Raw genomic sequence first — 10,583 nt, forward strand, 5'->3', positions numbered from 1 at the left:
CGGCGTCCTGACGACGATGTACCGCTTCCTCCCGCCGCTGTCGCGGCGGAGTTGCGTCACCTGCCCGCCCACCCACAACCCGAGGGGTGCGGATGGTGGTGCGGGTCTTCCGGTCGACTCCACGGTCGTTCGACGCTTCCGCGTCCGGGTCTCCGGCCGTGGTCACGGCGCCCTCGGAGAGCGGCGCGGTGACCGCCGTGCACCGCATGCTCGCCGACGCCGATCACCCACGGCCGGTCCGAGTGGTCGTGCAGGGCACCCCGGAGTTCAGCGACGCGATGCGCGCGCTGGCCGCCGCCTGAGCCCGCCCGCGCCGTCGGGCGGCCGACGTAGGGTCGGGGGCATGGACCATCGGCTGACCACCGCACGGCTCACCCTGACCCCCGTCGCCGACGCCGACCACGCGGCCCTGCTCTCGCATTGGACGGCACCCGAGGTCCGCGCGTTCCTCTTCGACGACGAGGTGCTCACCGCGGACGACGTCGCCGTCGAGATCGCCGACAGCGCCGCGACGTTCGCCGCCTCGGGGTACGGGCTGTGGATCATCCGCGAGACCGCCGACGGAGCGCTGGCCGGCGCCGCGGCCCTGCGGCCGCTCGACGAGCTGGGCCTCGAAGTGGCGTACAGCCTCGCGCCGTCCGTGTGGGGCCGCGGCTACGCCACCGAGGCGGCCGGCGCGGTCGTCGACCACGCGCTGCACACGCTCGGGCTGCCCGAGGTGCTGGCCGAGGTCGACGCGGGCAACACCGGCTCGATCGCGGTCGTCGAACGGTTGGGCATGACGCCGTTCGCGACCGTCCCCGGGGTGCTGGGGCCGATGCGGCGGTACCGGCGAGTCCGCGGCGGCTGAGGACCGGCAGCGGGGTCAGCCCGGCGCCGACGGGCGGTCACGAGAACCGCGCCGACGGGCGGCCTCGGGAACGGCGCGCCCGCAGACCCGGGTCGGCGCCCGTCGGACGGCTCCCTCCGCCCTCAGCCGCCCTCGCCCAGCGCGTGCTCGAGGAAGGCGAGCAGTGTGCGCGCGAGTGCGACGCGATGGTCGGCGAAGGCGTGGTCGGTCGGGAAGAGGCGATGCTCCAGCGCCTTCACCTGCGCGCCGTAGGCCTCGACCAGCGGCGCGAAGTGCGCGGCAGGCGGCGCCACGGTGTCGCGTTCGCCGGCGAGCAGCAGCACCGGGCGGTCGGCGAGCATCGGCGCGAGCGTGGTGAGGCCCCACGCGTCGGCGTTCGCGGCCATCTCGTCGACGAGCGCCTTCGAACTCGTGCCGGCGAGGGGACGCAGGGAGTCGCCGCCGAACCCGTCGACGTACGCGGCGCGCACGGCGTCGTCGGCGCGGATGCGGAGGCCGACCGCGCCGAAGTCGAACCCGGCGACCGACGCGACGGCCCGCACGCCGGAATCGGCGGCCGCGACGTGCAGGGCGGCGAATCCGCCGAGGCTGTGCCCGACGAGCGCGACCCGCGCGGGGTCGAGCCGGTGCGCGGCCGCGAACGCGTCCTCCCGCACCCCTTCGGCCAGCCGGGCCGCGTCAGCCAGGACGTTGCTCCACGACCAGGACCCGCCGACGCCCCACGACCCGCGGTAGTGACACACGAGCGCGGCGAACCCGGCCCGGCTGAACGCGTGCGCAAGGTCGAAGTTCCGCTCGTTCCCCGGAAACCCGTGCAGCAGCACGACAACGGGATGCGGCCCCGGCCCACCGGGCACGTGCAGGACGCCGAACAGGTCCACGCCGCCGCTCTCGAAGGCCACGGGCACGGTCGCCGCCGGCGGCACCTGCCCGGGCAAGGGATCGGCGGCAAGCGGGTCGTACGCGGACACGGGGCCTCCCACGGCGACGAACCCGGACACGAACGCATCCGGGCGAAGCGGTCGAAGGCAGAACTCAAGCGGAATCCGACCGGTTCGGTCCAGATGTGTCCGAAGGGCGGGATGACGCACCCGCCGTGCGTCCGCGCCCGCTACCGCGCGAAGGCGCGTCGCAGGGCCGCGTACATGTCCGCGCGGGCACGTTCCGACACCTCTGCGCCCGGGAGGAAGTTCGATCCGTGGAAGGTTCCTGGCCGCACGTGCAGTTCGACCTGCACGCCCGCGGCCAGCAGGCGCATGCCGTAGTCGATGTCCTCGTCGCGGAGCGGGTCGAACTCGTTGGCGGCGATGTAGGTGGGCGGGAGGCCCTCCAGCTCCGTCGCGCGGGCCGCGGCCGCGTACGGGGGGATCTCGTCGGGGCTGTCGCCGGTCTCCCCGCCGAGGTAGTAGCGCCAGCCGAGGACGGCCTGCGGGCCGGTCCACAGCGGGGTGTCGGTGAACGCCCGGGCCGACGGGCTGTCGACGCGGTCGTCGATCATCGGGTTGTCGAGCAGTTGGAAGACCAGGCGCGGGCCGCCCTTGTCGCGGACGAACAAGGCCAGCGCGGCGGCGAGTCCCGCCCCGGCGCTGACGCCCCCGACGGCGATCCGGTCCGGGTCGGCGCCGAGCCGCTCCGTGTTGGCGGAGACCCAGGTCAGCGCGGTGTGGGCGTCGTCGAGCGCTGCCGGGTAGGCGTGTTCGGGTGCGAGCCGGTAGCCGACGCTGACGACGACGCAGTCGGTCTCGCGCGCGATCGCCGCCGCGGACTTGTCGGTGTCCTCGATGCCGCCGAACACGTAGCCGCCGCCGTGGAACCACACCAGGACGGGCCGTGGCGCGGGCGCCTCGGCGGCGGGCGTGTAGACGCGTACCGGCACGTCGGGCTGTCCGGTGCCCTCGCCGGGGACGGTGTGGTCGGCGGTGGCGATGTCGCGGCGCTGGTCGCCGCCGGCGCCCAGGCGGGCGGTGGCGGCTCGTCTGGCCTCGCGGAACGCGGCGGGGTCGGTGATGTCGACGGTCGGCAGGACCGCGAGCAGCGGGCGCAATTGCGGGTCGATGCCGTACTCCGGCCGGTCGTTGTGCGCCATGTGTGCCTCCGTGCGGTCCCCGTGCAGTCCCCGTATTGCCGTACGCGGTGGGTACGCGCGCACGCGTTCGCGTGTTCACGCCCTCTTAATAGGAGGTCGCGACGCTACCTATTCGTTCCCTCATTTCGGCGGAAATTGTTTCGCTGTCCGCGAAGCGCCGCGCGTTGTGGCCTGCCACAACACGATAAGTCCACCTGTCGACCCGTCAGTTGTGGTGTGGGGAAGGCCACTTCCGGGCGTGCGTGCGCGGCGGCAGGCGGGGTGGGGTAGCCTGCCGCCGCGCGTCGGGGGACCGTCGGCCTCAGCGGCCGGTCACGCGGTCCGGGGCGGGGTCACGGGCAGTCGGCGCCGGAGGCGTTGCGCAGGTAGATCACGCCGTCCCCGGGGACCGCAACCGGGAACACGCCCCGCGTGCGGGTGGTCTCGAAGCCCTCCTCAACACGCCATGTGGTGATGCCGACCTCCGCGAGGGCGTGTTCGGCTATCGCGCGGGCCTGGTCGGCCGTCAGGCAGCGATACGGCGACGCCTCGCGGCTGTCCAGCAGTGTGCTGATCCGCCGGACCTGGTCCATCGTGGCACCGTGGTACAGCGCTTCGTAGTCGGGCAGCGTCAGGCCGAGGCTGGCGCACGCGTCCTTGACCGTGCGGTCGGCCGGCTTGGGGACGACCCACAGGATGTCCTTCGCGACGCACGTCATGAGCTCGGGCGCCACGGCAGGACCGCCCTGCATGCTGACCAGTGTGTCCCACGCTGCGGCGCAGGCCGCCTCGGGGGTCTGCCCAGGGCCGAGGGGGACACCGTAGAGCACCTTCTCCGGGGCCTTGGCGAAGGTGGAGTTGCAGTAGGCGGCCGTCGGGATCTCGGGCTGGGTCGGCGAGTCGTCGATCAGCACGGCTGCCACCGTCCCGCCCGCGGCGGCGAGCACCGCGACCGGCATGCCGATCCGCCACATCAGCCGGCGTCGCCGGGAGACCGGCGTCTTGCCGCCGCCGCGGGCGGCCTCGTCGAACGTCCGGTACAGGGTGGACTTCATCAGTTCGCCGCGGCCTACGGGGATGTCGCGCTCGGCCGGCACCGGCAGCAGTTCCGCGAGTTCGGCGAACTCTTCGGTCTGGGGGTTCGTCTGGTGGTTCATCGGGATTCCTTCCGGGCGCGCAGGGCGTACGGCTTCCCGGGGCCGTCGGGGGCGGGGAGGGCGTAGGACGCGTCGGCGGTCCGCGGGCCGGTCCGCGGCCTTTCGGCGTCCAGCTGCTTCTTGAGCTTGGCGCGGGCCCGGGAGAGCCGGGAGCGGACGGTGCCGACGGGGATGCCGAGGGCTTCCGCGGCGGCCGCCGAGTCGAGTCCGGCCCAGACGCACAGCGCGAACACCTCGCGTTCGGCGCGGCGCAGCTTCCCGAGCATGACCCGCACGCGCGCGATGGTCTCGGTGTCGTCGATCTGGCCGACGAGTTCGTCGGCGAAGTCCGGGACGACCTGTTCGCGCGGCATCTTGTCCAGCACCGCCTGGTGGCGTCGGGCGGTCCTGCGGCTGTTGCGGGTGGTGTTGGTCGCTATGCCCAGCAGCCAGGGGCGCAGCGAGTCGCCGTCGTCGTCGACCCGGCCGCGCAGCCGCCAGGCCTCCAGGAAGGTGAGGGCGACGATGTCCTCGGCCGCCGTCCAGTCACCGGTCATCCGGAAGGCGTGGTTGTAGACGGACTTGGCGTGGTCGGTGAACAACTCTTCGAAGGCGCGCGGGTCTCCGGCTTTCACCCGCGCTCTCAATTTCATCTCCACGCTCATGACTGTCCGGCGCCGCGCGGCGCGCTCCCGGCGTATGACGCAGGTCACATGTCCGATGCTCCGACGCCCTGCGGTAGCGTCGCGAGGTGCTGCTTCACGACATCCTCGCCGTTCCCGCCCGCGAGCATCCCGACCGGGTCGCCGTGGTCTGCCCCGATTTCGCCGGCGCGAGTCTGACGTTCGGTCAGCTGGACGGCGACAGTGCGGCGTTGGCGGCGGCGCTGGGCGCACGTGGGGTCTCGCCCGGCGGGCGGGTGGCGATCGTCGCGCACAACAGGGTCGAGTACGTGGTCGCGCTGTACGGCGTACCGCGGTCCGGCCGGGTCCTGGTCCCGCTCAACCCGCGGCTGCACCCGCGCGAGTGGGCGCAGCAGTTGGCCCGGTCCGGGACGGAACTGGTCCTGGCCGACCCCGATCTGACGTCGGGTCTGGCGGAGTTCTGGGACGGGCCGGTGGTGGCGTTCGACGGTCCTGGTTGGGAGGCGCTGCTGGACGAGGGGCGGGCGGCGACGTCGGCGGGCGCCCCCTCGGACGCTGTGGACGCACTGGACGCTGTGGGCTCCGCGTCGGACGCTGACCTCGCCTGGCTGCTCTTCACGTCCGGCTCGACCGGTCGGCCCAAGGGCGTCCGGCTCACGCACCGGAGTCTGGCCGCCGGCATGCGCACGACGCTGGCGTGCCGTCCGGTGCACGACGACACGGTGTTCCTGACCCCGTTCCCGCTGTGCCACGTCGCGGGCGCGTACCAGGTGCCGATGCACCACATGCGGGGCCGGCCGGTCGTCATTGTTCGTAAGTACGACCCGGCGGCACTGCCGAAGCTCGTCGAGGAGCACGGCGTCACAAGCATGTCGCTGGCCCCGACCATGATCGACGCGCTGCTCGCGCAGGACGGCGTGGCCCGGCTGCGGGGGCGCGTGCGGTCGATCGGGTACGGGGCGTCGGCGATCTCCCCCGAACTGTTGGCCCGCACCGCCGAGGTGCTCGGCTGCGACCTGGGCCAGGGCTTCGGGTCGACCGAACTGTGCGGCAACGCGGTGTTCCTGACGGCGGACGACCACCGCGACCCGGCGCTGTTGGCGGCGGCGGGGCGCCCGGGGCCGGGGGTCGGCCTGCGGATCCTCGACGACGCGTGGGCGGAGCTTCCGACGGGAACCGTCGGGGAGATCTGCGTGCGCGCCGACCAGGTGTGTGACGGCTACTGGGAGGACGACGACGCGAACGCCGCGGCGTTCCGGGACGGCTGGTTCCGCACCGGCGACCTGGGCCGGCTGGACGCTGACGGATACCTGTTCGTCGTCGACCGCAAGAAGGACATCGTGATCTCGGGCGGCGAGAACGTCAGCGCCCGCGAGGTCGAGGGCGTGCTGCGTGGCCACGCGGGCGTGCGCGACGTCGCGGTGATCGGCGTCCCGGACGCGCGATGGGGCGAGCGGGTGTGCGCGGTGGTGGTTCCGACGGATCCTCAGGATCCGCCGTCCGAGGAGGCGTTGACGGCGCTGTGCCGGTCGCGGTTGGCAGGGTTCAAGGTGCCGCGCGTTGTGCACTTCGTCGACGAGCTGCCGGCGACCGGTACGGGCAAGGTGAGCAAGCCGGCGCTGCGCGAGCGGTTCGCGGCCGGCCTGTGAGTGCGGTTCAGTCCGCGACGAGGGTCTGTGAGTGGGTCAGTCCGCGACGAGATTGATGCTGGGCGGCAACGTCCTCCCCAGGGCCTGTCCTACGCGGACGCGCAGCAGCGCGTATTCGTCGGCGCGGACCTTGAGCGGGCCGCTCGGGCGCTCGACGGCTCGGCCGCCGACCACCTGCTCGCCGAGCACGAACTGCTCGTGGGTCATGTCGAGTTCGACACCGGACGAGAGTCGGTTCCACCAGTGGTAGCCGCGCGGTCGTCCGTCCAACTCGACGGAGCCGAGCATCAGTTCGCCGCCGAACAGGTCGTGGACGACGAGTGTGGTGATGTCGCAGTGCCCCCACGCGGGGTTGCCCGACAGCCACGGAGCGCGCTCCAAGTCGTCGGGCGAGCACGTGTCGGCTGCCCAACTGGCGCGCAACGCACGCTCCACGGCGGCAAGCGTCAGCGGGGCGGGCGGTGTGGGCTCCGCCTCGGGGAGTGTGTCGATCATGCGGCGCAGGGTCCCACAGCGGTCCGACAATCGGACAGCCGTTTACGCGCGCCTCGCGCCGCTGGGTTCGTTTCGGGGTGACCTACTTCGGCATCGCGTACTTGCCGATGTTGCCGGCGAAGTCGTAGACGATGGCGGTCTCGTCGCCGACCACCCAGGCGTCGTGTCCGGCATCGCACTCGAACATGTCGCCGGCCGCGAGGTCGGCCTCGGTGCCGTCGTCCATGCGGATGTGGAAGCGGCCCTGCTGCACGAAGCCGTAGTGGTGGAACTGGCAGCTCTTCGTGCCGGCTATCGGCCCGATGTCCTGCGACCAGCGCCAACCCGGCTCGAACGTCGCACGGCCGAACTCCACGCCGAGCTTGACCACGTCGATGTGGCCGTGCGGGAAGTCGCGGCTGTCCTCGGCCTTGCTGAGCGAACGTACGGCGAGGGTTGTCATGGTTGCTCATCTCCTTCCGCCGTCCCCTCCATCGTGCGACCCGCGCCTTCCGCCAGCACCCCAAAAGTCAGGAAAGTTAGGAATTGTAGGCATACGATGGAGTCGTGCCGGGGGGCTAGGCCAACGCGTCGGCAGGAGCCTCGCCGACCAGGGGGACACGCGCCGCGCGAAGCGGCGAACACGCGGCGACTGCCGCGGCAACGGCCATGCCGCCGATCGCGATCCACAAGGTAGGCCGGGACCCTATGCCCGCGGCGAGCACACCGCCGATCGGGCCTCCGACGGTGAACATGCCCCAGTTCAGCGACCGGATCGTCGCGTTCATGCGCCCCTGCAACCGGTCCGGGGTCACCGACTGCCGGTAGGCCATCTCGTGCGGCCCGCTCATGCCCAGCGCGACCCACACCAGGAACTGCGCGGCGGCCACCATCGTCCATCCCGCGATCCCGCCGACGGCGAGCGCGGCCGGCGTCCACGCCACCGGCTCGGCGAGCCGCTCGGCGACGACGACCCGGCCCGCGCCCCAGCGGCTCACGAGCCCGGAGAGCGCATTGCCGACGACCGCGCCGACGCCTCCGCACGCCAGCACCAGCCCGAGTCCGACCGCCGCGTGTGGCGACGAGTCGCCGAGGCCCGGGTCGCGGAGGACGAGCAGCGTGAAGACGGTCGAGATGACACTCGCGAAGAGAAATCGCGCGTGGAGCGTCAGCGCGAGGCTGCGCAGAACCGGGTGCCGGTAGACGTAGGCGAGCCCTTCGCGTAGTTCCGCACGCACGCCGCGGCGTTCGGTCTCCCGCTTCGGCTCGGGACGGCGGATCGAGGCCAGAATCACGCCGGACATCAGATAGGAGACGGCGTCGACGATCATCGCCAGAGGTGCCCCGATCGCCGCGACGAGGGAGCCGCCGAGGAACGGGCCCGTGGTCTGGGCCAGTGCCGTCGTCTGTTCGAGCCGCGCGTTGGCCCGCGTCAGCAGTGTGGGCGGCACGAGGCTCGGGAGGTAGGACTGGTGGGCGGCGTCGTACAGCAGCGACAACGCGCCGAAGACCGCGACGAAGGCCATCAGGCCGTAGATGCTCATCAGGTGCGCGGCGGCGAGGCCGGCGACCAGGGCCAGCAGCGCCGCGCGGAGCAGGTCGGTGGCTATGAGGAGGGGGCGTCGTCGATATCTGTCGGCGACGACGCCGGCCAGGAGTCCGAAGAGGAGGTACGGCGTCCAGCGCGCTCCGTTGAGGAGTCCCACCTGCACATCGCTCGCGTCCAGCGTGACGACGGCGAGCGTCGGGAGGGCGACGGTCGTGACGTAGGTGCCGAACGTCGAGACCGCGTCCGCGGTCCAGAACCTGCCGTACCCGGGGTGTGCGAACAGGCCCGTCATGGGTTGTGAACCTAGCGAAGGGGCTGTGGGGGTACGGACGTCGGCCCCGCCGGAACGCCGTTTCGTATGAGCTGACTTCGCTGGGGGTTCGTGCCGAGGGTTCGCTGGGGCTTCGCGCCGAGGGTTCGCTGGGGCTTCGCGCCGAGGCTTCGTGCCGCGGGTTGTCAGGGGGCCAGTAGTCCGCCGCTTGCGACCTCTCGCAGGGCTTGGGCGACGGCCTCTTCTGCGGAGCGCACCGAGGCTTCGCCGACTGCCCAGCGTTCCATCGCGATGCGTACGGCGGTGTTCGCGGTGCCTGCTGCGAGGCGTACGGCCAGGTCGTCCGGGGCGGCGCCGACGCGGGCCGCGATGACCGGGCGCAGTTGGTCCTCCGAGTCCCGGTGAACCACCAGCCAGGTTGCGCGGAACGCGGGGTGGCCCTCCATCATGCGCAGCAGCGCGCGCAGCTGGGCCTCGTCGATGCCGTTGGTGACGCGCGAGTGGCGGACGGACGCGCGGTACGCGGCGAGCAGCGCGTCGACGAGGCCGAGTTCGGGCGGGCAGTCGGCGAGCCGGTCGACCCAGTCGCGGGTGGCGGCCGCGAACAGGGGGGCGAGGGTCTCCTCCTTGGCCCTGAAGTATCGGTAGAACGTGCGCAGCGCCATGCCTGAGCCCGCGGCGATGTCCTCGACGGTGGTGGCGTCGTAGCCGCGCTCGGTGAAGAGGCGGGCGGCGACACGCGACACCTCGGTGCGGGTGTCCTCGCGGCGGCGCTCGGTGAGCGACGGCCGGCCCGGGCCTCGGCGCGCGGTCGTCGTCATCGTTCCTCCTGGGGCTGCCCGGGGCTTTTCGGCGGGCGTCGGTCGGGGCTCAGCGTATCGCTCCTCAACGGGACCAGGGGGAATTTTTTGGCACGGAGTGCCTGTTTGGCATAACGTGCCAAATATTGTGCGGCCGAGCAGCGACCGCCTGCGGAGGAAAGAAGGCCACCCCATGAACCGCTTCGACGACCGCCGGATCCTCGTCACCGGCGCCGGGTCCGGAATCGGACAGGCCACCGCGCTACGGCTGCTCGCTGAGGGCGGCCACGTCGTCGCCGCCGACGTCGTGCCTGACGGCCTGGCGGCGACGGTCGCTCGGGCCTCGTCGGCCGGGCTCGACGTGGCTCGGCTTCACACGCTGGTGTTGGACATCGCCGATGAGGCGAGCGTGGTGGCGGGCGTGCAGGGTGCTGTCTCGACGCTGGGGGGACTTGATGTGCTGGTGAATGCGGCGGGCATTCTGCGGGCGTCGCACACGCACGAGACGTCGTTGGAGCTGTGGAACCGGATCGTCACGGTCAACTTGACGGGGACGTTCTTGGTGACGCGTTCGGCGCTCCCCGCGTTGCTTTCGACGGGTCGGGGTGTGGTCGTGAACTTCAGCTCGACGTCGGCCGAGTTCGCGCACCCGTACATGGCCGCGTACGCGGCGAGCAAGGGTGGCGTGCAGTCGTTCACGCACGCGCTGGCGCTGGAGTACGGCAAGCAGGGGCTGCGGGCGGTCAACGTGGCTCCGGGCAGCATCAAGTCCGGCATCACCGACACGACGGCCGGCTACCTGCCCGAGGACACCGACTGGTCGCTGTTCGCGAAGCTCTCGCCGATTCTGGACGCGGGTGTGGAGTCTGCGAGTGGGGCGCCTATGGCGGGGCCGGAGACTGTGGCGGGGGTCATCGCGATGCTGGCTTCCGACGACGGGGCGTTCATCACCGGGACTGAGATTCGCGTTGATGGTGGGACGCACGCGTAGGTTTTCGGGCACCTGGCTGCGGCGTTCCTGACCTGGTTCGTTTTCGGTGGCCTGACGCCCCTCCCGCTCTTGGATTTTCCGCGCGGACGGCCCGCGCCTCAAGCCGATGCTGGCAGCGCTTGGTCAGGTGGCCTTGTCCTGTTGCGGCTTGACC

Annotated in this window: 12 protein-coding genes; 4 read left to right on the forward strand and 8 right to left on the reverse strand. The window is 72.0% G+C overall.

The features are described from left to right. Positions 1-92 precede the first annotated feature (92 nt). Both QI554_RS06310 and QI554_RS06315 read left to right on the forward strand, forming a co-directional pair. The gene (locus QI554_RS06310; protein ID WP_281466787.1) at positions 93-302 is read left to right on the forward strand and encodes a hypothetical protein; all 210 of its coding nucleotides are present in this window, start codon (positions 93-95) and stop codon (positions 300-302) included. Positions 303-343: 41 nt separating this feature from the next. Further along, entirely contained in the window at positions 344-850 is a 507-nt protein-coding gene (locus tag QI554_RS06315; RefSeq protein ID WP_281466788.1) for a GNAT family N-acetyltransferase, read from the forward strand. A gap of 122 nt (positions 851-972) precedes the next feature. Here QI554_RS06315 and QI554_RS06320 read toward each other — a convergent pair whose 3' ends face one another. The 4 genes from QI554_RS06320 to QI554_RS06335 form a co-directional block, all read right to left on the reverse strand. Beyond that, positions 973-1,821, reverse strand: a complete 849-nt coding sequence (locus QI554_RS06320; protein WP_281466789.1) for an alpha/beta hydrolase family protein — start codon at positions 1,819-1,821, stop codon at positions 973-975. 140 nt (positions 1,822-1,961) lie between these two features. After that, positions 1,962-2,936 carry an alpha/beta hydrolase gene (locus QI554_RS06325; protein ID WP_281466790.1) on the reverse strand — a complete coding sequence of 325 codons (975 nt, stop codon included), beginning with the start codon at positions 2,934-2,936 and terminating at the stop codon, positions 1,962-1,964. Positions 2,937-3,268: 332 nt separating this feature from the next. After that, positions 3,269-4,072: a hypothetical protein gene (locus QI554_RS06330; protein ID WP_281466792.1), complete on the reverse strand. Its 804-nt coding sequence runs from the start codon at positions 4,070-4,072 to the stop codon at positions 3,269-3,271. Then, positions 4,069-4,704 carry an RNA polymerase sigma factor gene (locus QI554_RS06335; RefSeq protein ID WP_425527923.1) on the reverse strand — a complete coding sequence of 212 codons (636 nt, stop codon included), beginning with the start codon at positions 4,702-4,704 and terminating at the stop codon, positions 4,069-4,071. The genes QI554_RS06330 and QI554_RS06335 overlap by 4 nt, the downstream gene beginning before the upstream one ends. 98 nt (positions 4,705-4,802) lie before the next feature. Here QI554_RS06335 and QI554_RS06340 point away from each other — a divergent pair, with 98 nt between their 5' ends. Then, complete coding sequence (locus tag QI554_RS06340; protein ID WP_281466796.1) at positions 4,803-6,344, forward strand: class I adenylate-forming enzyme family protein; 1,542 nt, start codon at positions 4,803-4,805, stop codon at positions 6,342-6,344. Positions 6,345-6,380: 36 nt separating this feature from the next. On the opposite strand, the gene QI554_RS06345 is transcribed toward QI554_RS06340, so the two are convergent. The 4 genes from QI554_RS06345 to QI554_RS06360 all read right to left on the reverse strand — a co-directional run bounded on the left by QI554_RS06345 (position 6,381) and on the right by QI554_RS06360 (position 9,459). Further along, entirely contained in the window at positions 6,381-6,839 is a 459-nt protein-coding gene (locus QI554_RS06345) for a YunG family protein (protein WP_281466798.1), read from the reverse strand. A gap of 82 nt (positions 6,840-6,921) precedes the next feature. Beyond that, the gene (locus QI554_RS06350) at positions 6,922-7,281 is read right to left on the reverse strand and encodes a cupin domain-containing protein (protein ID WP_281466800.1); all 360 of its coding nucleotides are present in this window, start codon (positions 7,279-7,281) and stop codon (positions 6,922-6,924) included. 115 nt (positions 7,282-7,396) lie between these two features. Beyond that, the gene (locus QI554_RS06355; RefSeq protein ID WP_281466802.1) at positions 7,397-8,659 is read right to left on the reverse strand and encodes an MFS transporter; all 1,263 of its coding nucleotides are present in this window, start codon (positions 8,657-8,659) and stop codon (positions 7,397-7,399) included. 164 nt (positions 8,660-8,823) lie between these two features. Beyond that, positions 8,824-9,459, reverse strand: coding sequence for a TetR family transcriptional regulator (locus tag QI554_RS06360; protein ID WP_281466804.1), 636 nt, complete (start codon positions 9,457-9,459; stop codon positions 8,824-8,826). A gap of 172 nt (positions 9,460-9,631) precedes the next feature. On the opposite strand from QI554_RS06360, the gene QI554_RS06365 reads away from it, so the two are divergent. Beyond that, positions 9,632-10,429, forward strand: a complete 798-nt coding sequence (locus QI554_RS06365; RefSeq protein ID WP_281466806.1) for an SDR family NAD(P)-dependent oxidoreductase — start codon at positions 9,632-9,634, stop codon at positions 10,427-10,429. Positions 10,430-10,583: the final 154 nt, after the last annotated feature.

Origin of the sequence: Yinghuangia seranimata, from assembly GCF_029953285.1 — a bacterium.
GTDB lineage: Bacteria > Actinomycetota > Actinomycetes > Streptomycetales > Streptomycetaceae > Yinghuangia > Yinghuangia seranimata.